The sequence below is a fragment of the Ulvibacterium marinum genome (genome assembly GCF_003626755.1).
In the GTDB taxonomy this organism is placed as follows: domain Bacteria; phylum Bacteroidota; class Bacteroidia; order Flavobacteriales; family Flavobacteriaceae; genus Ulvibacterium; species Ulvibacterium marinum.
The window spans coordinates 533,112-555,516 of sequence record NZ_RBCJ01000002.1 but is presented as its reverse complement, the minus strand read 5'-3'; the positions used below and the strand labels follow the sequence as shown (position 1 = coordinate 555,516).

Below are 22,405 nucleotides of genomic sequence, written 5' to 3'. Positions count from 1 at the left end.
TCTTTCTGCGGATTGTTCATAACATCGGCCCAAAAACGATTGCCTCATCACCAATGTCAATCTGCTCACAACTCTTATAGAAATTGCTTCCATCCCATTCAATATGAAACCCCAGGTATTTGTCCTCTACATTAGAAACGATAGGAAGCCAACGATAGGGCAAGTCCAGCTCGGTCACTTTCGGGTTTAAAAGGTTGAGAATAACATGCTCTCCGTTTTGGTTTTGAAAACCAGCCGGTTTTACAAAACTTAGTTCCAGCGTTTTGTCGTCTACTATTTTGCGTTCCCTGAGCTCAACAACTCTGTCATCAGAATACTTTTCATTATCACATTCTGACCAAATTTTGTCTTTATTCATCTGTAACGCGGCCAAAAAGCCCCCTTGAATGGAACCTTCAAAACCACCACCTGGAAATGCCCAAGCTGATGCGAAATACAAATTGGGAATTAAGAAATTATTCCGAAATCGCTTGGACCCTGTTTGTCCTTTGATCTGGGCATAACCGTAGACTGATCCAGAAGGATTCGAGGTGTAGCATTGAATTGTTTTGGAAGTAGAGACCTCGTAGTACTCAATACTATTTCGAATTCCGGGAAACTGCCTTTCCAATCGCTGCAATAAAATTTGCGCTACCTTTTCTTTTTTTGCGTTGTAATCTTCTTCATTCAGATTTTCCCAATCTTCAATGTAATCAACGGCACAAATTACACCTTCAGATTTATCAGGTGGTGCCAGTTGGGAATCCACTTTACCATAGTCTACAAAAATAAATCTGCGTTTAAACCAATCACCATGGTGGTTGTTTTTAATATCTCTTAAAGTAGATACATCATCTCCTTGAAAAACATTTGAGTAGTATTTTACACCAAATTTTTCTACATCAGTCTTAAACCCGAGATACATGCATAATAGTGAACATGAACTGGTTTTTGAACTGATTTTTTGTTGAAGCTGTGCAGAATACGGTTCATCTAGCATCAACGGTACTGTAGGAATAGCACAATTAGCTACAACATTATCACATGAAATGGTGGTAGGTTTTGAGTTCTCATTAAAACTATCACGGAAAGTGATTCCGGTCGCTTTGCCATTATGGGTAATGATTTTCTCAACTCTTTTACCTAATAGAACACTGCCGCCATTTTTTTCGATATAGGAAGCAAGGTAATTAGAAAGCTGTTGTGATCCGCCTTTTATAAAGTGACCACTATTTTCAATAAAGCCTGAAAATGGTGTGGCAAAGTAAAACATTGATAGTGTATAGGGATCATCTCCCCAATAAACGATATGTGCTATGATGTCAAGTTTTGCATTTTCATTGGTAATGTACTTATCCAACCAAGATCCAACGGTATGCCTAGTTGCCTTTACTAGGCTAGGATAAAGTAAGGGCATCAATGGATAAATTAATTTTTGTTTTAGTGGTGAACGAGGTAAACTGACCGCTTCCTTTCTTGTTCGCGCAATCAACTTCATAAAACGTTTGATACCTTTTTCATCTTCAGGATATTTATCTATTAATGCTTTGGTGGCTGCATCATATCCATGTGGCATCACAAAATCTTCGTTACCGGAAACCACCCCATAGAACTCTGGCACTTTTTCAAATTGAACATTCTTATCTACTTCGAGCATTTTGAAAATACTGGTAATTGAGCCATTTTCGGTCAGTCCACTCATTTCGTGCAAGCCGACTTCAATGATAAAATCTCCTCGCTTAAATGTGGTTGCACAGCCGCCAGGTTTGTGGTGCTGCTCTAATAAAAGGACTTTCTTACCAAATTTTGAGAGCGTAGCTTCTGCAGTCAATCCGGCTAAACCGCCTCCGATGATAATCGTATTATATTTCATAGTATTTTATTTAGTGTACAATCCGACTGTTAGGTAGGCAACCGGTTTGACGTTGTATAATATCAAATGGGAGAACTGGGAAGAATGGGATAAAGTTTTCCGTGATATGCTACGGATCAGTCGAAAGTACCATCGAAAAATCAACTATGAAATGATGAAAATCAGTACGATTGACCTTTTGTGAATGTCTTGTTTGCCGATGGCAAGCCTTTGAATAAATCGTAGTTTTTGAAAGTTCCATATAAGGAACGTTTTTTGGGCTTAAAATCAAATTGTACTTTTTAATTTACCATTTACAGTTACAAGCTTTGGCTTGAACTATAACGTCCATAATTATGTACAAGAGAGTTGCTGTTATCGTTCAAATGCCAATTGAGTTTACATAAAGAAAATGCCCAAGCATTTATTTTTATACGCAATTACTCATTGTATTTTATCGGTATTTGTAAATGCTTGGCATTTCTCAGCCACTTGGCCAGCGCCACGGCATAAATTTCAAGGCTTGAGAAACTTTGAAATTTTGAGCGAGTTGAGGCGGCTGCATTTTTGGATTAAAACTTCTCTAAATTTTTCACAAGCTTCTCGTCAGCTTGCTGCAAAAGCTAACGGCAGTATTTTGGAAGGTCTTGTAGACAGTATATCATGTATTTATACTTGATTCATTTCGTTAACTTGCCAATTATGGAAACACTGAAGGATACCTTGTTACAACTCTCTAGTTTTTCCGATCAGGAAGTGGAGGATATCATATCTCATTTTAAGCCCGTTACGCTTAAGAAGAAGGGAAGATTCCTTACCAATGGCAGAGTATGTCGCCAAATAGCCTATGTCGAAAAAGGGTCTTTAATCTATTTACAGACAAGTCCGGAAGGAGACCATATTGCTATTGATTTTGCTTTTGAAGGAGAATTTGTCGCCTACCTGCAAAGTTTTCTAACCGAGACTCCGGCAGATATTGATATTATTGCCAATGAACCTACCCACCTGCTGGTGATATCCAAGGAACGTTTATACCATCTTTATGAAAAGTATTCCAAAATGGAAAGAATAGGTCGATTGCTACTTGAAGAAGGATTGATGAAGATGGCAAAGGGGAGAACCATTTTTCAAACCATGGACAATCGAGAGCGATACCTCTATGTAATGAAGCACAGTTCGAAAATATTAGAAAGAATCCCTCAATACCACATTGCCACATATCTGGGAATAAAACCGGAATCTCTAAGCAGAATACGTCGTAGCCTTACACAATGATCCAATGAGATCAAATTACAAAAGAGCTATTACCTTACTAACGGGCCTTAAAAAGGAGAGGACCGGATTGAAAGTAAAGTAATTTTAACAGCTCATGCCTACCGAATTCAACCAGATTTCTGGGCAAACTCATCCAAATGATTTCTTAACAATTGTCAATGAAATTGGGCGAAATACACTCTAGTTTTGCTCTTGAATTTAATGTAGTAAAACTTTTGACCGATGAAAAAATTACAAAAATCCATGAATCTGATGGCCAAGGCGCTGTCGTTTATCTTTATGATCATTCTTGTTAGCTGTACGGCTACCAAATCACCTTCCAATTCTGGTTTTCTGGAAGACTACTCTAGGCTTCGGGCGGATCAAAATGGGGACCGAAGTATGCAATGGTGGGAAAAGAAAGACTTTAATTGGAGCCAATACCGGAAGATTATACTTGACCCTGTCATTTTGTATTACCATACAGAAGCGAAGGGTAAGAAAATAGATCCGGAAAAAGAAAAGAAACTAACCGACTACTTTCGAAATGCTGTTGAGAAAAAACTGGCCAATGAGTATCCTATCGTCATTACACCTGGCCCGGATGTTTTAAGGATTAGAACAGCCATAACCGAAATAATCCCAGCAAGTCCGGCCATTAATTATCCAGCCATGGCAGTGGCGTTTTTCCCTATCGATATGGGTGGGGCCGTAATTGAAGTAGAATTTCTGGATTCAGAAACTAATGAAGTTATAGCCACTATGGTGGACAAGAAAATGGGTAGCCCTTTTAAACCACGAGCCTTTTCGAGAATGGGTTATACTAGAGCTGCTTTTGATGGTTGGGCCAAAGAGTTGAGAATTGCACTTGATACCAATCCATAAATGGATCTTCCTCGAAGTAAGGCAAATTGAAACGATGAAATTTCAATACGGCGGAGGCGGTAACACTGTTGCTCCCCTGGCTTACCGATAAGTGGCTAGGTGGCCTGAAAATAGTTGGGCTCTTTCTACAATAAACGTTCTTTTCAACTGATGCAAATCATTGTAGATCATTGTCTTAAAAAATACCTTGGATAATTAAAAACTTGGAAATCATGAAAAGGCTAACGTTACTTTTTTTCTTGTCAGTGCTGTGTATGACTTACGGACAATTCAATAATCAGCAAGTAAAAGAAACAACCGTTGGTTTCGAATTGGATGCGTTACCCTATCTAACAGGGGGATACTATGGCTCTGTATGGGTTGGTCACAATCATTTTAGATATCGAGTGGTTGTAGCAAACCTTGAAATGCCCGATTTTTTTGTCGAAGATGGTTTTACCAACAATGAGCTACAAGCATATGCAGTAATAGTAGACTACTTTTTTAAACCCGAGTTGAAAGGTTGGTGGGTAGGAACGGGCTTGGAATATTGGGATAGCAAAATACAAACTGATGCAGAATTGGAAACTGCCGATTACAATAACACGGTATTTACCCTAGGTGGTGGGTATGTGTGGAAATTTCACAAGAACTTTTATTTGAATCCTTGGGCAGCGGCGCATCTTAGGGTCGCGGGAGATAAGGACGTACCGGTTGATTCCAGCATATTTGAAACACCGTTATTTACTCCTGAAATTTCATTAAAACTTGGATGGCATTTTTAAAGATATCCAGAAATGAAAAGGCGAAAATTTATTGTCATAGCGGGAATAGGCACAGTTGCCGCAGGTGGATTGGCTTACCAAATACATAGTAACTATCAATCCGATAAATACGAGCAACGTGTAGCTGATACGTGGCGGCATACGAATACTGTATCCCTATCAAGTGATAAAGTGATGGAAGAACTGGTTAGATATGGCACTTTAGCTGCCAACAGTCATAACACTCAACCTTGGCTATTCAAAATTGGAAACCAGAGAATAACTATACTTCCTGATTTTAAAAGGCGCTGTCTGGCTGTTGATCCGGATGACCATCATCTTTATGCTAGCCTGGGATGTGCTGCTGAAAATATAGCACATGCGGCAATTGCACTGGGGTTGTTTGCAAACATTACGGTCAATGATAAGGCCGAAGAAGTCATTCGAATAGATTTTGATCAGATTCCATCTGTCAAGTCCGAACTGTTCCAAGCGATACCAAGAAGACAGTGTACAAGAGTTGCCTATAATGGCAAGAAGGTATCATCACACAAGCTCAAGATCCTAGAGGCCACTAGTGGATATGATGGAATATCAACCCGAATATTTACAAGCGAAAATGATATGGAAACGATTCTCGAGTATGTGGTTGCAGGAAATACAAATCAAATGCAGGACCATGCATTTGTTAAAGAACTCAAGGATTGGTTGCGATTTAACCCAGCTACTGCCATGAAATATGGAGATGGACTTTTTACGGCGACTTCCGGCAATCCAACTTTCCCCGATTGGTTGGGCAGCCGGTTGTTTGACCTTGCGTTCACGGAAAAAATTGAGAATGAAAAATATAGGGATCAATTAAGGACGGCTGCGGGGGTAATTGCCTTTATCTCTGAAAAAGACGATATAGAGCATTGGATAAATGCGGGAAGAAGTTACCAACGTTTTGCCCTTCAGGCTACCGCACTGAGATTACAACATTCCTTTGTTAATCAGGCCGTGGAAGTTCCGGAAGTACGAAAACAATTGGCAAACTATTTAAATATTGGAGAAAGACGAACAGATTTGTTGGTACGTTTTGGTTATGGCCCTAGGCTACCAAAGTCTGTAAGAAGGCCATTGGACCAAGTGATTATTTAGGTAGATTCATGATTTCATGGATTAGAGGTCAGTTACAAAACATAACATCCAACCTCAAACAAAGTGGGGTACTATTGCTCAGGCACCAGGCGTATCAATCTACCGGGGCCCTCTACCACAATGTACAAATAACCGTCTATACCCATTTGTGCGTCACGTACCCTGCCTATACCCTCCAATAGCGTTTCATGGCCTACAACCGCATTGCCATTCATCTTTAAACGATGGAGGTATTCGAATTTGAGCGAGCTGACGAACAAATCATTTTTCCAGTTTCCATAAAAATCGCTGGACACAAATGTCATTCCACAAGGCGCAATGGAAGGGGTCCAGTGATATACGGGCTGTTCCATACCATTCAATTCCGTGAGGTCCGTAAATGTGCTGCCATCATAATTGATACCGTATGAAATCACAGGCCAACCATTGTTGTTCCCTGCTTCCAAAATATTGATTTCATCACCTCCCTGAGGCCCATGCTCGCCTTCCCAAACCGCTCCGGTTTCTGGGTGCAGGCTCATTCCTTGAGGATTACGTGTGCCATAGGTGAAAATTGAATTGACCGCTCCGGGTGTATTATAAAAAGGGTTGTCTATAGGAATTTGACCGTCGTCTTGGATACGGTGTATTTTTCCGATAGCATTGTCCAATTCCTGAGGGTACACATCCCTGTTTCCGCGATCTCCGACAGAAACATATAAGTAACCATTGCTGTCAAATACCAGTCTTGAACCAAAATGTTGCCCACTATTGAGATACGGCAGTGCCGTAAAGATATTCTCCACTTCAACCAAGCTGTTGCCCTGAAGCCTAGCCCTTACCACAGCGGTGGTCCGCTCGGAGGAATTATTGGGATTGACCCGGGAATAGGAAAGATAGACCCATGCATTGTTTTCAAAATCGGGATGTATAAGCACGTCCAACAAGCCCCCCTGCCCTTGCGAAGCCACATCCGGGACACCGGTGATTTCTGTCAATTGCTTATCATTCCCTACCAAAAACAGCCTTCCCCCACGCTCGGTCACCAAAATTTCGCCATTGGGCAATTGTTCCAACCCCCAAGGAATGCCGGGAATTTCATCGTTTAGGGTCTCCAATCGGAAGGTCAGGTCATCGGATGCGATCAAACCGGACAAATCGGGGTTGTCCTCCTCCAACATCGCTTTGGTCTTTCCATCGATCTCGGTAAGGATATAGTTGGTCAGATCCTCGATTTCCTGGGCGCCCAAAGCCGATCCGTAAGCGGGCATACCATTGTCTGCATACCCATCCGTTATGGAATGTATCACCTCTTCCAGGGAATTCCCATAGGTCCATTCGCGTTCCACAAAGGAGCCCAGGTCCTGACCATGGCAACCGCCACATTGATTTCTATACGTAAGGGCAACTCCTTCCAAATCCACAATTTCATTGCCTGGATTCATTCCTTCTTCGGGCGACTCGGCATCTTCCGAATTGTTACAGCCCAACAGCAGGGACAAAAAAAACAGCCCAACAAATTGCGTTATGGTCTTCAACCCTTTATAGGTATGCTTTAGTTTGAAAGTTATCTGAGAAAACGGATTTGGGGTGATTTGGGCCATAGTATTCCATTTTAAATTGTTGGAGCGCTTTTACTGGATTTACTAGCTTGTGTAGTAGCAAATTCATGTTCATCCCCAACATGACCACAGACAACAAGTACATCCGCGTTCTATATAATGTAACGTACTATATACGAATAAAGTATGGGGTTGGGATGACGAAAGGGTATTCGTTAACTTCATTTTCTTTTTGTTTTCCAGTTATTTATGGAATACAATGTACTAAGCAAAACTCATAAAGCTCAGGAACTGTTCGAATAGCTGTTTTATCCGCAAAGAGTTCTTCTGTCAATGCGGGACAATCTGAAAAATAAGTCGCAAGCTGTTTCTTTTTAAATCCAAAAATGCCTTGGGTCACCCGAACCATTTCCGGATCTCCGGGTCTGTAAAATAAGGGAAAGGCATCCAGGTAGGAATTGTCATCATGGACAAAAAGATATTCAAAATAGATAAGCCCCTCCGATTGGCGTATCACTTTCAAAAATACGCTCGGTGCCGTCTTATCCGTATAATATCGAAACTTAAAGAAGGTACTTTCCTCCTGAAACGGCATCGATACAAAATGCTGGCCCTGATACCCGTACCCCAAAATATCGTTTGGCCCATACTTTTTGGTGCGTGATCTACCCGCCTCCTTAAATCGGATCTTGTTGAACAGGGAAACAAAGGGTTCCGGCGACCGGTCCTTAACGAGCCCTGGGATGGTATCCCCATTCTGTGCAATAATATATCCAGTATGGAACGATTTTTTCTGTGCGGTCAATGGATAGATAGCACAAAGAAGAATAACCACTAGCATTTGCCTTTTGAAAATCCTATTCATTTAATTGGTTTTTAGTACGCTACATACAACACCAAATGGTATACCATAATCCCCGACAATACTGTATTTCAACCCAATTTTGGGGTAACTAAAAGAAAAGCTTGCCTCTTTTTGGCAAATAGGCCATTTCATACATCAGCCTGCCGGTTTATATGCCTTATGGTATGCAACTAGGAAAGCTGAATCTATTGTCTCTAATTGAAATCCCTTACTACTGGAAAAATTAGTCAGGTTTATTTCTGTGATGATTAAGCCGCCGGTCACAACAGTACAAAAATTTGTAGGACAAATTTCTGTGCACTGGCTCAGGCCCATTACAAATCGGTATTGTTCATTTTCTTTGCTTGCCCAAAGAAAATGAACCAAAAGAAAAGGCACTTTTTCCGCAGGTATTTTTGGCTTAACCAAAACCATCACTGTTTCCTAAATTTTCTCCAAGGCTTCCAAAATTATTCACGGAAACTGTTCTTATACTTCGGAAAAAGACTTACCCCCCAGTAAAACATTTAGATTATTTGATAATTGCGGACAGAATACGCTCTGCGGTAAGTTGCAGGGTATTGTTATTGCCATCATGAGTTGTAACCACAATCATCAGATTTAGCTCATCAAATAGAATGATAAACTGGCCTCCACCACCTTGTCCGCCTATGCTTTGTAAAACAACCTACCGTCCTTCGTTAGTATTCCAAGACGAAAAATTGGAGGTCGGTCTCATTTCCCCTATTTTTTGGTTATTTTGGGGTACTACCAAAAATCATAAGCATGAAACCCGTTCTATTCCTCCTATTTTTTTTGCTACTTGCATTTTCTGCCCCTTCCCAGGAAACCCTAAAACTTGAGGATATGTATACCCACGGCACATATGCTGCCAAGGGATATGGACCCGTACGGTGGATGAAGGACAATACCGGCTATTCCACCTTGGAGAGAAACCCGGAATTAGGTGGAAACGATATCATTCGTTATGAGGCAAAATCGGGAAAAAGGTCTGTATTGGTGTCGGCAGAAAAGTTAATACCATCTGGGGAATCAGCACCCTTGCCCATTCGGAATTACGAATGGTCATTGGATAATTCAAAATTATTGATTTTCACCAATACGCGAAAGGTTTGGCGCTACCATACCCGAGGGGATTATTGGGTTTTGGATTTGGCATCGGGTTTGTTAAAGCAACTGGGGAAATCCATGGAATCCAGTTCCCTAATGTTCGCCAAGTTTTCACCGGACGCCTCAAGGGTCGGCTACGTTAGCAAGAACAATATTTATGTCGATAATCTGGAATCCGGCCAAACCACCCAAATTACATTTGATGGTAATGAGACGATTATCAATGGTACTTTTGATTGGGTCTATGAGGAAGAATTGTCGTGTAGGGATGGTTTTCGATGGAGTCCGGACGGGGAACGAATCGCCTATTGGCAGTCCAATACAAAGAACATCGGTACATTTTATATGATCAATAATGTGGACTCCATTTATTCCAAGCCGCTTCCGCTTCCGTACCCTAAAGTAGGCACTAAAAATTCCGAGGTCAAAGTGGGAGTCGTTAATGCCAATGGTGGTGATACCCAATGGTTTGCTATTCCCGGTGATCCCATAAATAACTATTTGGCCCGGATGGATTTTATTCCCAATTCCGATGAAGTAATGATCCAACAATTAAATAGGAGGCAGAACTCTAATACGGTTTGGATCGGGGATACAAAAAGCATGGAGCTTCATACGATTTTTACCGACAAGGACGATGCCTGGTTGGATATACATGACAACATTATGTGGTTGGAGAACGGGGAATTTTTCACCTGGACCAGCGAAAAGGATGGGTGGTTACACCTGTACAAAGTGTCCCGGGATGGGAAACAATGGCGTACCATTACCCAGGGAAATATGGACGTGGTTCGGATCAATTGCATCGATCCAAAAGGAGGCTATGTGTACTACATTGCCTCACCCGATAATTATACTCAACGCTATTTATATCGAAGTAAGATCGATGGCAACAGTGCTCCGGAGCGGGTCAGTCCCAAACATCAATTGGGGCAACATGCCTATCAAATTTCGGCGGATGCCAAGTTCGCCATTCATACATTCCAAAATGCAACTACTCCAAATGTGGTCTCCTTGATCAATTTACAGAAGCATAAATCGATCCGAGTCCTGGAGGACAATGCAGCATTGGCAAATACGATAAATACGTTAGGGTTAACACCCAAGGAGTTCATTAAAATTGATATAGACCAGGTGGTATTGGATGCTTGGATGATCAAGCCCGCTAATTTTAAACCTGAAAAAAAATACCCTATTATCTTTTATGTCTATGGGGAACCGGCGGGATCCACGGTTCAAGATGCCTGGCAAGGAGGGGATTTATGGCATCATTATCTCGGGCAACAGGGCTATGTTGTCGTTAGCATTGATAACAGGGGAACCAAGACGCCCAGGGGTCGGGATTGGCGGAAATCCATTTATGGTCAGATAGGAATTTTAGCGGCAAAGGATCAAGCTGCTGCAGCGAAACAAATATTCAAAACCTACCCTTTTATCGATACCGAGAAAGTAGGTATTTGGGGCTGGAGCGGTGGCGGTCAAATGACCATGAATTGCTTGTTCAGATATCCGGAAATCTACAATTCGGGATTAGCTGTGGCCTTTGTGGCCGATCAAAGACTGTATGACAATATTTATCAAGAGCGGTACATGGGCCTATTGGAGGACAATGAAGCGAATTACATAGCGGGCTCACCCATAACCCACGCCAAAAAATTGAAAGGGAATCTCATGATCATACATGGAACCGCAGACGACAATGTACACTATCAGAGTTTTGAACGATTGACCAATGAACTCATCAAACACAACAAAATGTTTGATATGATGTCCTACCCCATGCGGTCCCATCGTATAAACGAGCGCGAGAATACTACCTTGCACCTAAGGAAAACCATGGCAAGGTACTGGAAACGCGTCATGAACTTAAACAAGTGATTGGTGGAATTTGCTATAGCTCCCGGATTTTCAGATTGCGGAACCAAGCCTCAAAATACCAGTTCTGTAGCGCAATCTTCCCTTGGGTAGCTTTACCGAAACCAGGTGCGTCCTTAAAACCCGATGCGTTAATTTTGGTAAGCCAATCTTTTGAAGTCAAATCTTCTTCCGCGGTCAGCACACCGTTGAGGTAGAATTGAATCTTTCCCTCTTGTTGAACGATTCTTGCGGTATTCCATTGCCCGGTAGGTTTGGCCTCAACTTGGTTCAATTGAGGTGATAGTCCCCACAGACAACCCGGCCTTTTCATCGGAGTTTTAGTATCCATATGTTCAGGCTCCAGTAGTTGATATTCAGGTCCCGTCTCATAGGTAGCCTTGTATTCCGGTAACTCCTGTACATTGACAAAAACACCTCCGTTTCCCCTGATTGCCATCTGCCAGTCAAACACCAGTTCATAGTTTTCAAATTCCTTATCGGTCACTAAATCCCCAAAAACTTTGGTTTCATCGGTGGCATTACAAAAAATACGGCCCTCTTGTACTTCCCATGCCGAAAACCGGGTTGAGTCCGGTTTATTGTAAAGATGCCACCCATTAAGGGTTTTACCATCAAAAAGCAATTCCCAACCCTGCTCTTTTTCTATATCGAGCAACTGATTGTGAACCCTGTTCTTAATGGTCAGCTCCTTGGAACGTAATATCTGGAACTTCTTTTTCTTGTCAGTCTCACAAGAGACGCCGATGAGCAGTGCTATCAGTAAAATAAAAAGGGAATTTTGAGCCATTTTTTAGTTGTGTAATAGTGTACGTAGTATTCTGGTATAGAAGCACATCTTTTTAAGATAAACAATGTAATTCGTATCAATAGTCGGGAAAAATACGGAAGATTGCGGTCGAATGGAAACAACCAATGTTTTTTTTTGAATCTTAACTTTGCCGTTAGAAATATTCGACTCAGGATAGGAAAATTAAAAGATAATCGTCATAATTCTGTCAAAAAAAGGCATCATTGCTTCATAAATGCCGTAAGGATAAGTATTATTCCCTTTTTAAAGAAGATTTGAAGGGAAATTTTCAGGAAGTAACCAATCGATTAATACTCAAATATCTTTAATCGGAATTTCAACATTTGATTGATTATCTTTAGATGTACTTAAATTATGTGAAAATGAAAAATTATATGCACCTTTTGCTTATTGTTGGTTTAGTAGTCCTCGGATCCTGCAAATCTAAAACCGAGTCCAAGAAAGCTTCCGAAGAACTTCCTATTAAGGTTCAAGGAAAAGAGGTGGCCTATGCTACCGATTCAACCAATCTAAAGGGATATATTGCCTATGATATGAATTCTAACGAAAAGCGTCCCGGCGTATTAATTGTCCACGAATGGTGGGGACATAATGATTATGTACGCCGACGTGCGGATATGTTGGCTGAACTTGGGTACACTGCACTGGCCGTTGATATGTACGGTGATGGGAAACTAGCCGGTCATCCCGATGACGCAGGAAAGTTTGCTATGAGTGTTATGACCAATCTGCCTGAGGCCACGGCCCGTTTTAATGCGGCTATGGATCTATTAAAATCCCACTCTTCCGTAGATGGAGAAAAAATTGGAGCCGTAGGTTACTGTTTTGGAGGTAGTGTGGTCCTGACCATGGCCAATTCCGGGGCAGATTTAGATGCAGTTGCGGCCTTCCATAGTGGGGTCCAACTTCCCGTAATGCCCAACGATAGGCTTAAGGCCAAGGTTTTGGTCTGCAATGGAGCGGATGATCCTTTTATAAATCCAGAATCTGTAGTGGCCTTTAAAGGTGCACTAGACTCGATCAATGCCGACTACACCTATTTATCATACCCAGGCGTAAAACATAGTTTCACCAGTAAGGAAGCCGATGCCAATGGGAAGAAATTTAATTTACCACTGGTATATGACGCCGATGCAGATGAGAAATCCTGGGCAAGTTTACAACAGCTTTTTTCAGAGGCGTTTTAGACAATTCCAGTTTCAATTGAATTGATTGTTGACTTTGTTAAATAGAATCTTTTTTTGAGTTTTTGCAACATTACATTTGTGATCAATGCAGTGATTGTTAAACTTGTATTACTGTCTAAAGCTTAAGTAGTTCATGCATTAAGCCGGAGTAGGCTAAAATTGTTGAGAACACCTCCTTACTTGAACATGCTGTATCCTAAAAATTAGATTGTACGGTCTCTAATCTTTTAGAGTGCGTTGGGCATCCTCCAAGCTTTCCAGAGCCTCCTCGAGTTTATCCAAAGCTCTTTTTTTAACACGGCGCTCCCTCCGTTTTTCGCTACGTTCTTCCCTTAGTTCCGCCTTGTCCTCATTGTCCTCCTCTTCCTCAATATCCTCATCCAAATCTTCGATATCCTCATCCAAATCCTCAATATCGTCCTTTAAATCGTCCATGGCATCCTTAACGTCATCAATGGCTTCTTCAATATCATCCTTATCCCCTCCTAAAAGAGCTTCCCTAATTGTTTTGAACAAGTCCCTAAAACAGGCGAAGAGTTCCTTAAGCAATTCAATGGCTTCGTGGGCAAGGCCCGCTCCTTGTTGTAACGTTCCCCCAGTATCGACCACATGTTGAAGGTGGGAATCACCAATACGCTGTGAAGCGCTGCTGGAAAATAAATAGGCACGCTCAGCCTTAATGGGCATAATCATGTTAAAACTTGTCAATCTAGTGGTTTCCAATGTAGGATCGGAGATAAAATTAAAACCAATGGCCTGGATCGGTACGGCATTGAAGTCTCGATTCTTAAGTCCATGTTTTGCTCCATATACCAATAAAAATACGATATCTTCTTCTGGTCCCCGTACAGGGGAATTTGCCAACCTTCTTTGAAATTCTAAGGAATTGCAAGGTATCGAACCGTTTAGCTTTTTTAAAAAGCCTTTGATAAGTTTAATATCCATAAGCTCAGGAAGAGCTGCTCTTACGGCTCTTTTGGTCAGGGCCTGTAATTTTTCCGTAGAAATCGGTCGATCTGCAAAAAGCTCGTGCTGTAAGCTAAGCTCATTTGAAGCATACCGATGAACATTTTGAACAAATTTTTTCGTCAAGGCATCAAATTCCGGGGTGATGCTGGTTTTGAACAAGTTTTCTTTTTTTTCTGAGGACATGATGTCGGTTTTAAGGTTTGTTATGACAATATTAAAATGCAGCTTATGGCCAAGAGCATGATATAAGCACATTGTGAAATCCACTACCCTACGCCAGGTACCGTTATAATGCTTACCGCTATGGTAAACCATGTACATAGCAATACGCGGGTATTTTGTTTTGGGGAAGTAAAATGTATGAAGTGAATGTCTTGGCGTACATAAATATAGAAAATAATATCTAGAATTATCTATAGAAAAACCTTAGAAATTCTAGGGTTTTTGTACAATTAACTATAGGGAAGGGAAAGTCACGCCAAAAGCTCCTTTAAACGTTTACTTAACCTAAGCGTCAGGGCAATAAGGGACAAGGTAGGGTTTGCTGCTCCAGCAGTTGTAAAACAAGATGAGCCAGCTATATGTAAGTTGTCCATACCATGTACCGTACAATGGGCATCCACTACCCCTTTTTTAGGGTCGTTATGCATTCTGGTCGTACCCATGTGATGCCAGCCTCCGCCAAGGGTATTGGGCCATTCCAAGGAAGTATCGAAAACCCAAGGTGGGGCATGCAGTCTACCAATACCGGATTCTATCAATTCTTTACCCAAAACCATATTCATACCCCGTATGGAATTTCGTTCCAGTTCGGTCAACTGCCAATTGATCAAAGGTTGGGGAGTGCCCAGCTTGTCCCTTTTATCTCCAAGTGTAATCCGTGAATTGGGATTGGGGGATTGCTCCATCCGTATTTGCATTTGATAAGCAGTGTATTTTTTGGTATCCACATCGCTTGGAGCTCTTGACAGTGTATTCTTTTCTGCTTTCATCCAAAAATCATAGCTCTGCTTTCCATCCTTGGGCAATTTGTTGATCCATGCCCAATCTCCTGAGAGTTCTTTTGGGAACAAGGCAGTCGTCATATTCAGAATGCCGTGAGCTCGCTGGGCAGACGAAGCTATCGCCAATTCACTATACATCTTTATTTTCATATAGTCGAAGAAATACAGTTTCATGGATTGTGGCCGTTTTAGAAAAATGTGCCCTGCCTTTACTTCAGGATGTTCCATAAAATATCGCCCTACCTGATCATACGCATTTCCTATTCCAGCTTTTTGTTGCTGGTTGTTGGCCAACAACATGCGCGCGTTCTGAACGGCACCCATGGCTAAAACATAATGTCTTGCATTAACGGTCAATACATTGCCATTTAAACTTTGGGCTTCAACATCTTTTACGAATTGTCCTGATTCATGTAAGTTAATCCTAGTGAGATTTGCATGCGTATATACCGTAATGGAATTGGAATCCACTAGGGCTTTTCGGTATTTTGTACCGAAACGGGTTGGCGGTGAAAACTTAAACAATTTGGAATAGAAAACTCTAGAATTTAAATCCAAGGACACATAGTCCTTCTTGTTCGCAATATAATCCTCAAGATTCCACGTTCGGTCGTCAATTTCTACCAGTTTACTTGCTCGAGGTAAAAAAGAGGCAAATTCGTCGTAATCGATTGGCCATCCGGAATTGGGGACGTAAGGCCTTGTTTCGAAATCGATGGGATCTAACGGGGTACAATAACCACCCCAATGACCGGTTGTGCCCCCAAAAAACCGCAGGCGTGTGGCCGTCAAGGAATAATAACGTTGCCCTATGTTTGTTCCTTGGTTTAAAGCTTGGGTCTCAGTTTCAAATTCAAAGCCTCCAGCTTCCAATAACACAACTTTTTCGCCTTGGTTAAGCCAATCCATAGCCATACTGATGCCCGCAGCTCCTGCGCCAACAATGCATAAATCACATTTTTCAATGGTAGGTTTTGATAACGCTCCGAGGTCTTTATGCACTTTCCAAAAATTTCTTTTTACAAATTTCGGCTTCGGCCAATGTTAAGACCCAACCGTTAATGAGCACTATCTCGGCATCAATCGTAGTAAATGAATTGGAGGAATATGATTTTCCAATTCCCATAATATCCTGTTCAGAAAGGAACCAAATCACATCAGTTTCTTTTCCTTCGGCGAAACATCCTAAAAAGGGTGTAAAGACCAAAAAAAAACCGCAAAAATTTATAAAAGCTCTACGGGAAATCACGTAACTAATGTAACGATTATAAATAGAAAACCCCATTTCATAACTGTTTCCTTATCCTGTGACTCCGCTCGGCGAAGGCATTTTCGGAATGCGAAAGCAGTGTTTGTTTATTGCTGGAAATTTTTTGGAACCGTATTCACGTATCTCACAAAGCGTGATGTTGCTGCCTTTTATAAAGGAATTTTTCAGTAATAATAATCTTTAAAGCAGAAGGTTCTTTGAAAATTTTGGCAGTTGGATATGAAGCCAAAATACCTGTCAACGCAACTCCCCTAATACTTCAGAAAGTCTCCTATGCCTTTCGATGAATCGAATCTAATTTCATGTTGTTCCTCCCAAGTCCTGTATTTTGACCTTGAAACCAAGGTGAGATGGTCTACGTCAATTTGCCTTGAATACCCCCTGTTCTGAAAATGGTGTAGACTTTGATAGAGCATTTTCTTTCCCCTGGTCTTGGAAATAGTCATATGCGGGTTTTCCGAAATAGCGAATGATCTCACCCTTCCTTTTAAGTGTTTATCATACAAAACTTGGAGGTCTCCATGTAGTGTAGTTAATGCATCTTTCTTTGGAACTTTTAAATACAATGTTTTGGAACTTTCAAAAACATCGAATCCATCTATGTGTAATTTGAAAGTCTCCCGTTGAGACAATTGGTCGAAAACCTGTATGAGCAGGTCTTGGTATTTTGAATTCATTTTAAAGCTTGCTATCGTAATGTGGGGCTTGGATCTAGATAGGGGTTGCTTTCCAAAGGTGAATTCAAATTGTTTTTTAAGTGCCGTTACATTTTCAAAAACAAGGTCCGGGGGTACAATCCTGAGATTATAATACTTTATTTTGGACGTAAAGAGGGGTAATCGTAATTGCTTCATGGCATAGAAACATATGGCCTGTGGACTTAGGCTATGACCAATTACAAAGATTGTAACTGAACATCGGTAACACAACAACCTATTGCGATTTCGAAAGATCGTATACCCAAGACCTCCATTTAGGATTAGGTCTTTATAAATATAGCAAACTTGGTCTTATTGTAAAAGTATAGAGCATTCTGCTTCTAATGACGCAAATTGAGTCGTAATACAATAATAGAGGTAATGTGGGGCAAAATGAAGTAAACCAAAATGGCCTGGGCATTCAGGTTTCCCTTAAAAATTGTTAAAAAACCAGCCATACGTTTCCTCTAGTTCGCTTACTTTATCGGTTGTGGTTGGATCGATTTCTTCAAATCCTGGATTATTATTGAACTCCATATACCCATTCATAATTGAATTTAACACAGCTTGCTCATGGATATACGTTATTATCTGATCCAATTGGGAACCGCTAAATTGATTCCCCCTTATCCCGAAACTAAAGATTTTGGGGTTATTCGTAATATCCAGGCTACTTAAATTATTATTCCCAAGAAACAAGCGCTCTACTTCCGGATTATTGGACAAATCGATATTGTTCAGTGAATTATCGTCGATATACAAATCTCTTAAAATCAGATTCGAGGAAAGATCAATAGTAGTGATTTGATTACCATATAGATCTATACGTTTCAGGTTAATGTTCTTTGAAAGATCGATTTCCGTCAGTTCATTCCTCCCCACATTCATTTCTTCCAAACTGCTATTACTTGAAACGTCCAAACCTGGTAATAAGTTATCACTTAAGTCTAATAATATGAGCTCCAAATTGTTGGTGAGGTTTAAACTGGTCAATTGATTTTCTCTTGCTAGAAAATATTCCAATTTGGTATTATTAGAGATATCCAAAGCGGAAATTTGATTTCCCGTTACCCATAGGTATTCCAAATTTAAGTTTTTGGAAACATCCAGATCCGTTAACTGATTGTACCTCAACCAAGCAGTTATTAATTTTGGGTTGTTTGTAAGGTCAAGGCTGGTAATTTGGTTATATCCCAATGATAAGGTTTCCAATGCCAAATTTTTTGAGGTATCTAGCATTGAAAGCCTTCCAGTATAGATATGACATTTTTTTAACAACGCCAATTCGCCTATGTCGGCTGTAACGATATTGCTTTGAAGTGGATATCCTTCTTGATCGTTACTATAAAAACTAAAATCTTCGATAACCCCAATGGCCCCACTGATGTTTACGGTATACACATTTTCTTCGGAATAGGTATGCATTAGTTCATTTTCCTCCTCAGTATCACTTTTGGTGGACAAATACTGTTCAACGGTACCATCTCCCCAATCAACTTCATAACTTGATGCTGTAATTGATTTCAAGACCATAGTCTTGGTAGTAATTGATGTAGATTCGTCTATGGTCAAACTGAAGAAATCCGTAGACTTTGGGAAGGTCAAACTCAATAAGGGATAACCGAAATCGACAGGCTTAAAACCTTCGGCACCAATATTATCCGTTGTAGTAATATTGGACTTGTCCGTCTCCACCTTGATACTAAATGGAAGTGTTTTTTCCGCAAGTGATGATAGATCCGAATTTGTTTTCGGGACCACGGAAATAACAGCATTATCAACATCGGTAACTATAAATTCTGTAAGATTGTAGGTTCCCGTGTTTAAAGTAATTTCATCCGTTGTGTACTTTTCACCTACTTTTTGTACTGCAATTTTTTCTTGGGTAAGAATTGTATTCCCATTATCATCAGCAATACTGATAAGCGCGAAAGCAGGAACAAAACTCTTAGAGCTTTTCTTTAACGATGTGTTCGGCGCTATGTCCTTAAAATCAATACTAAATGCGTGTTTTCCCTTTGCTCCGGATGAATCACCTCCCCATACATCTGGATCATCGTTGTCGGAAGAACATGAAATGAAAATTATGGAAAAAAGTAATAGGAGGAACGTTTTTTTCATGGAACAACTGGTTATATTAAATCTGTCATCTTTACTGAAAAATGAATGTGCTAAGATTCTTTAGCCTAAATGGGATATTTTTTGCTTGCCTTAATGTGTTGCTATTTTCCAATGCAAAAGTATAACGCAGCAAAAAATAGTATAGTACATGTTAGGCAAAAATTAGGAAGATGCAATAGTGCCTGTTTTGTACTAATCAGAGGGGGAATTCCATTAAGATAAAAATAGTCAGAAAAGTGTTTGTTCGTTTACGATATTCCGCAAACCTCTACATTTTTGTCGATTTGGCGAACGAGTCCTCTCAAAAAATTTCCGGGACCAACTTCCGTGAATTCGGTTGCTCCATCTTCTACCATATGTAGGATGGTATGTCTCCACATGACAGGGTGTGTCAACTGATCGATCAAATTTTTCTTTATCAATGCTATGCTATCGCTTGGACGACCCGCGATATTCTGATAAATGGGGCAAATAGGTTTTTTGAATTCCGTTTCTTCTACGGCAGAGCTAAATTCCTCCACTATGGGTTCCATAAAAGGAGAATGAAAAGCGCCACTTACCGGTAAGTCTACCACTCCCTTGGCACCTGGTCTTAATTTGTCACAAGCTTCTTTAAGTGCTTTCTTTTCACCTGAGATGACTACTTGATGAAGTGCATTATAATTGGCAGGTACGACTATGCCGTCCACGTGTTTGCAAATATCCTTGACAATAACATCAAATAGCCCTACCACAACGGCCATGCCCGTATTTTCAATTTCACAAACTTTTTGCATGGCCAAGGCACGTCTGGAAATAAGTTTTAGGGCCGATTCAAAATCTAAAGATCCAACAGCTGCCAAGGCGGATATCTCACCTAAAGAGTGCCCGGCCACCATATCTGGACTAAAATCTTTGCCCATGGTTTTTGCTCGAATAAATGAATGCAAGAAAATTGCGGGCTGGGCATACTTTGTCTGTTTCAAATCTTTGGAAGACCCTTCAAACATTACATCGGTAATTGAAAATCCCAAAATAGCATTGGCCCTTTCGAAATAGTCTTGGGCCAATTTGGATTTTTCAAACATATTTTTTCCCATACCGGGAAATTGAGCACCTTGACCAGGAAATAGGTATGCATGCATAGATACAGAAAATTGTTAGTAATTTTATTCGACCTAGATAAGAATCGATATTAAAATAAACACTTTATTCGCTAGTAAACCAATAGTATCCCCATCAAGAACTCATATAATCGGTAAAGTACATTTCGCTGATATTTTTCAAACTCCATTTCTTTTAAAACTTTATGGTTTAGGATAACATTTTACTCTTAGGATAACAACATCTTTGTTGACGGAACTTTTTTGGACTATCAAATCTTCAACACTACTAATGAAACCAATCTGGACAGCATGCTATTATCCTGTTTTAGGGTTCTCCGCTAAGCATAGGAAAGAGCCTTGACTAATACGAGACCAGTGCCAAATGGCCAAGAGCGCTACTACCATTTTACCTAAACCTATCCTGAAAATGCCTTAATATTCGTTTTGCTAACAAAAGTTAAATGGCTTCGTAATCTTTTACGAAGCCATTTAAAACCAACTACAAACTAACCCAACCTAAATTATTTTAACCTTATCCTTACATCAATTCAAATAATTACTTACTGCTGTTGCTCGTTCTAAAACATGTGCATTCAACTCATTTACGGCCACTTGAAAATCTGAGCTAGAATTTAAAAAAGTATATCCTGAAACTTCGCTAATTGCATAAGGCTCAATTAAAGCTGAATATGTGGCATACATTGATTGCATTGTACTTGAATTAAAAGCACCATCTATAACCTCTTGAAGGTATGCGTCATATTGTGCCTTATAGACTTCATCTTGATACAAATAACCAATTAGCGGCCATTCGGATGTATTTAACCCGGAAAAGTCTAACGGGAGAGATCCTCCCATCTTACCATGTTGTAGGGCTTCATTATTATCCCAAGGGATCCAAGTTAGCTTACCTGTATCCGGATTATTGTATAAGAAATAATTATGTGTCATTCTTCCATAGGTATCCCAATTTTGAATTACCGTATTCACCGCTAAGTATTTTAGGAATACGTCTGTATCAAAAACTGCTTCTAAATTTGTTCTCCAGGTACTCGAATCTGTAGTCCTTAAGTCATCATGTAAGATTGCCAATAAGCTTTCAACATCTGAAAAATCTGCTTCATCTTCATTGGTTTTCTTTACATATTCGTCTTCATTGTAAGTCCCCTCCGCAAAACTTGCCGCATCACCATCTGGTTTGTATAAATTTCCATCGTTATCTGAAAATTGCGTATCGATGACCGTATCATCCACCTCTTCGACCAGGGTGTACAGTCCAAAATATAATGGTCCATCGCCATAATCTACATAAAGGGTGTAAAAAGCCGTATGCGAACCTACTAGACCGGCGCTCCTAAACACATCAGCTGCTACTTTTTCACGTAGCATCGATTTGTCATCAAAATTATTTTTAAGGCTCAATTTTTTAAAACCATAAAAACGTTGGTTGTCTATTTGAGGATAATCATCTTCAAATTCATCAAAATCCAGTTTAAACGATAATTTTAGAATTCCGTTTTGCCAACTTGATTGCAAGCTTGAATTCCCTTTAAAACGCACACCTACTCTATACCATTGCTTATCTTCATAAAATACCTCAGCGGGCACAAAAATGGGGTCTTCTTCGGCAAAATCACCACTACCGGGTCCTCCGCCCGCTCCAAAGGTTCCATACAGACCGGTCATATCATCTAGCATACTTTGCCACCGGTCCTCGGTGATAACTATATCTAGTCTTTTTACGGCATTGTCCTCAAATACTTCATCAAAATTTGGATCTGCATCATTGCTGTGTGTCTGCGTCGTCCAGTCCGTTGCTTCAAAATTCACATCATCTGTAACTTCGTTTTCGTCAGCGGCTTCGTCCGGGTTCGTAGTTATAGAAGAATCATCTTCACTACACGAATTAAATGTTAGCATTGAAGTGCAAGACATGAATACCACAAAAAGTAAGTTGATACCATTTTTAATTATTTTCATCTAGTACTATCTTTTAAGTTCTTTCTAAGTTTATTT

At 40.4% G+C, this 22,405-nt stretch carries 18 protein-coding genes; 7 read left to right on the top strand and 11 right to left on the bottom strand.

The genetic code is table 11. From position 1 onward, the window contains the following. Nucleotides 1-16 precede the first annotated feature (16 nt). Nucleotides 17-1,852, bottom strand: coding sequence for a phytoene desaturase family protein (locus D7Z94_RS09635; RefSeq protein ID WP_120711350.1), 1,836 nt, complete (start codon nucleotides 1,850-1,852; stop codon nucleotides 17-19). A 391-nt stretch (nucleotides 1,853-2,243) separates the two neighbouring features. On the opposite strand from D7Z94_RS09635, the gene D7Z94_RS25630 reads away from it, so the two are divergent. From D7Z94_RS25630 to D7Z94_RS09615, 5 genes are all read left to right on the top strand, one after another. Next, the gene (locus tag D7Z94_RS25630; protein ID WP_158594617.1) at nucleotides 2,244-2,510 is read left to right on the top strand and encodes a hypothetical protein; all 267 of its coding nucleotides are present in this window, start codon (nucleotides 2,244-2,246) and stop codon (nucleotides 2,508-2,510) included. 23 nt (nucleotides 2,511-2,533) lie between these two features. Next, the gene (locus D7Z94_RS09630) at nucleotides 2,534-3,106 is read left to right on the top strand and encodes a Crp/Fnr family transcriptional regulator (protein ID WP_158594616.1); all 573 of its coding nucleotides are present in this window, start codon (nucleotides 2,534-2,536) and stop codon (nucleotides 3,104-3,106) included. Between the two features lie 222 nt (nucleotides 3,107-3,328). After that, nucleotides 3,329-3,970, top strand: a complete 642-nt coding sequence (locus D7Z94_RS09625) for a DUF3313 domain-containing protein (protein WP_120711348.1) — start codon at nucleotides 3,329-3,331, stop codon at nucleotides 3,968-3,970. Between the two features lie 212 nt (nucleotides 3,971-4,182). After that, the gene (locus tag D7Z94_RS09620) at nucleotides 4,183-4,734 is read left to right on the top strand and encodes a hypothetical protein (protein WP_147415865.1); all 552 of its coding nucleotides are present in this window, start codon (nucleotides 4,183-4,185) and stop codon (nucleotides 4,732-4,734) included. Between the two features lie 12 nt (nucleotides 4,735-4,746). Then, the gene (locus D7Z94_RS09615) at nucleotides 4,747-5,853 is read left to right on the top strand and encodes an Acg family FMN-binding oxidoreductase (protein ID WP_120711346.1); all 1,107 of its coding nucleotides are present in this window, start codon (nucleotides 4,747-4,749) and stop codon (nucleotides 5,851-5,853) included. A 71-nt stretch (nucleotides 5,854-5,924) separates the two neighbouring features. Here D7Z94_RS09615 and D7Z94_RS09610 read toward each other — a convergent pair whose 3' ends face one another. Together D7Z94_RS09610 and D7Z94_RS09605 are read right to left on the bottom strand one after the other, a co-directional pair. Beyond that, nucleotides 5,925-7,436, bottom strand: coding sequence for a PQQ-dependent sugar dehydrogenase (locus D7Z94_RS09610; RefSeq protein ID WP_120711345.1), 1,512 nt, complete (start codon nucleotides 7,434-7,436; stop codon nucleotides 5,925-5,927). A gap of 205 nt (nucleotides 7,437-7,641) precedes the next feature. Continuing rightward, a complete protein-coding gene (locus tag D7Z94_RS09605; RefSeq protein ID WP_120711344.1) occupies nucleotides 7,642-8,259 on the bottom strand; it encodes a hypothetical protein in 618 nt (205 codons plus the stop codon). A gap of 765 nt (nucleotides 8,260-9,024) precedes the next feature. Here D7Z94_RS09605 and D7Z94_RS09595 point away from each other — a divergent pair. Beyond that, nucleotides 9,025-11,247 carry a S9 family peptidase gene (locus D7Z94_RS09595; protein ID WP_120711342.1) on the top strand — a complete coding sequence of 741 codons (2,223 nt, stop codon included), beginning with the start codon at nucleotides 9,025-9,027 and terminating at the stop codon, nucleotides 11,245-11,247. 13 nt (nucleotides 11,248-11,260) lie between these two features. On the opposite strand, the gene D7Z94_RS09590 is transcribed toward D7Z94_RS09595, so the two are convergent. Continuing rightward, entirely contained in the window at nucleotides 11,261-12,034 is a 774-nt protein-coding gene (locus D7Z94_RS09590; RefSeq protein ID WP_120711341.1) for a 3-keto-disaccharide hydrolase, read from the bottom strand. A gap of 383 nt (nucleotides 12,035-12,417) precedes the next feature. On the opposite strand from D7Z94_RS09590, the gene D7Z94_RS09585 reads away from it, so the two are divergent. After that, the gene (locus tag D7Z94_RS09585; protein ID WP_120712006.1) at nucleotides 12,418-13,242 is read left to right on the top strand and encodes a dienelactone hydrolase family protein; all 825 of its coding nucleotides are present in this window, start codon (nucleotides 12,418-12,420) and stop codon (nucleotides 13,240-13,242) included. Between the two features lie 219 nt (nucleotides 13,243-13,461). Here D7Z94_RS09585 and D7Z94_RS09580 read toward each other — a convergent pair whose 3' ends face one another. From D7Z94_RS09580 to D7Z94_RS09550, 7 genes are all read right to left on the bottom strand, one after another. Next, complete coding sequence (locus D7Z94_RS09580; protein WP_120711340.1) at nucleotides 13,462-14,394, bottom strand: hypothetical protein; 933 nt, start codon at nucleotides 14,392-14,394, stop codon at nucleotides 13,462-13,464. Between the two features lie 290 nt (nucleotides 14,395-14,684). Then, nucleotides 14,685-16,217: an FAD-dependent oxidoreductase gene (locus D7Z94_RS09575; RefSeq protein ID WP_120711339.1), complete on the bottom strand. Its 1,533-nt coding sequence runs from the start codon at nucleotides 16,215-16,217 to the stop codon at nucleotides 14,685-14,687. Beyond that, the gene (locus D7Z94_RS09570; protein ID WP_147415864.1) at nucleotides 16,210-16,500 is read right to left on the bottom strand and encodes a hypothetical protein; all 291 of its coding nucleotides are present in this window, start codon (nucleotides 16,498-16,500) and stop codon (nucleotides 16,210-16,212) included. The genes D7Z94_RS09575 and D7Z94_RS09570 overlap by 8 nt, the downstream gene beginning before the upstream one ends. 236 nt (nucleotides 16,501-16,736) lie before the next feature. Next, a complete protein-coding gene (locus tag D7Z94_RS09565; RefSeq protein WP_120711337.1) occupies nucleotides 16,737-17,339 on the bottom strand; it encodes a 2'-5' RNA ligase family protein in 603 nt (200 codons plus the stop codon). 276 nt (nucleotides 17,340-17,615) lie between these two features. Next, nucleotides 17,616-19,304: a leucine-rich repeat domain-containing protein gene (locus tag D7Z94_RS09560; RefSeq protein WP_120711336.1), complete on the bottom strand. Its 1,689-nt coding sequence runs from the start codon at nucleotides 19,302-19,304 to the stop codon at nucleotides 17,616-17,618. A gap of 248 nt (nucleotides 19,305-19,552) precedes the next feature. Further along, nucleotides 19,553-20,428: an ACP S-malonyltransferase gene (fabD, locus tag D7Z94_RS09555; RefSeq protein WP_120711335.1), complete on the bottom strand. Its 876-nt coding sequence runs from the start codon at nucleotides 20,426-20,428 to the stop codon at nucleotides 19,553-19,555. A gap of 504 nt (nucleotides 20,429-20,932) precedes the next feature. Then, a complete protein-coding gene (locus D7Z94_RS09550; protein WP_120711334.1) occupies nucleotides 20,933-22,369 on the bottom strand; it encodes a CotH kinase family protein in 1,437 nt (478 codons plus the stop codon). Nucleotides 22,370-22,405 lie beyond the last annotated feature (36 nt).

What these genes read in the sequence shown, in the direction of transcription:
- D7Z94_RS09635 (WP_120711350.1), bottom strand. Translation starts at nt 1,852, where the DNA reads ATGAAATATAATACGATTATCATCGGAGGCGGTTTAGCCGGATTGACT.
- D7Z94_RS25630 (WP_158594617.1), top strand. Translation starts at nt 2,244, where the DNA reads ATGCCCAAGCATTTATTTTTATACGCAATTACTCATTGTATTTTATCG.
- D7Z94_RS09630 (WP_158594616.1), top strand. Translation starts at nt 2,534, where the DNA reads ATGGAAACACTGAAGGATACCTTGTTACAACTCTCTAGTTTTTCCGAT.
- D7Z94_RS09625 (WP_120711348.1), top strand. Translation starts at nt 3,329, where the DNA reads ATGAAAAAATTACAAAAATCCATGAATCTGATGGCCAAGGCGCTGTCG.
- D7Z94_RS09620 (WP_147415865.1), top strand. Translation starts at nt 4,183, where the DNA reads ATGAAAAGGCTAACGTTACTTTTTTTCTTGTCAGTGCTGTGTATGACT.
- D7Z94_RS09615 (WP_120711346.1), top strand. Translation starts at nt 4,747, where the DNA reads ATGAAAAGGCGAAAATTTATTGTCATAGCGGGAATAGGCACAGTTGCC.
- D7Z94_RS09610 (WP_120711345.1), bottom strand. Translation starts at nt 7,436, where the DNA reads ATGGCCCAAATCACCCCAAATCCGTTTTCTCAGATAACTTTCAAACTA.
- D7Z94_RS09605 (WP_120711344.1), bottom strand. Translation starts at nt 8,259, where the DNA reads ATGAATAGGATTTTCAAAAGGCAAATGCTAGTGGTTATTCTTCTTTGT.
- D7Z94_RS09595 (WP_120711342.1), top strand. Translation starts at nt 9,025, where the DNA reads ATGAAACCCGTTCTATTCCTCCTATTTTTTTTGCTACTTGCATTTTCT.
- D7Z94_RS09590 (WP_120711341.1), bottom strand. Translation starts at nt 12,034, where the DNA reads ATGGCTCAAAATTCCCTTTTTATTTTACTGATAGCACTGCTCATCGGC.
- D7Z94_RS09585 (WP_120712006.1), top strand. Translation starts at nt 12,418, where the DNA reads ATGAAAAATTATATGCACCTTTTGCTTATTGTTGGTTTAGTAGTCCTC.
- D7Z94_RS09580 (WP_120711340.1), bottom strand. Translation starts at nt 14,394, where the DNA reads ATGTCCTCAGAAAAAAAAGAAAACTTGTTCAAAACCAGCATCACCCCG.
- D7Z94_RS09570 (WP_147415864.1), bottom strand. Translation starts at nt 16,500, where the DNA reads ATGGGGTTTTCTATTTATAATCGTTACATTAGTTACGTGATTTCCCGT.
- D7Z94_RS09565 (WP_120711337.1), bottom strand. Translation starts at nt 17,339, where the DNA reads ATGAAGCAATTACGATTACCCCTCTTTACGTCCAAAATAAAGTATTAT.
- D7Z94_RS09560 (WP_120711336.1), bottom strand. Translation starts at nt 19,304, where the DNA reads ATGAAAAAAACGTTCCTCCTATTACTTTTTTCCATAATTTTCATTTCA.
- fabD (WP_120711335.1), bottom strand. Translation starts at nt 20,428, where the DNA reads ATGCATGCATACCTATTTCCTGGTCAAGGTGCTCAATTTCCCGGTATG.
- D7Z94_RS09550 (WP_120711334.1), bottom strand. Translation starts at nt 22,369, where the DNA reads ATGAAAATAATTAAAAATGGTATCAACTTACTTTTTGTGGTATTCATG.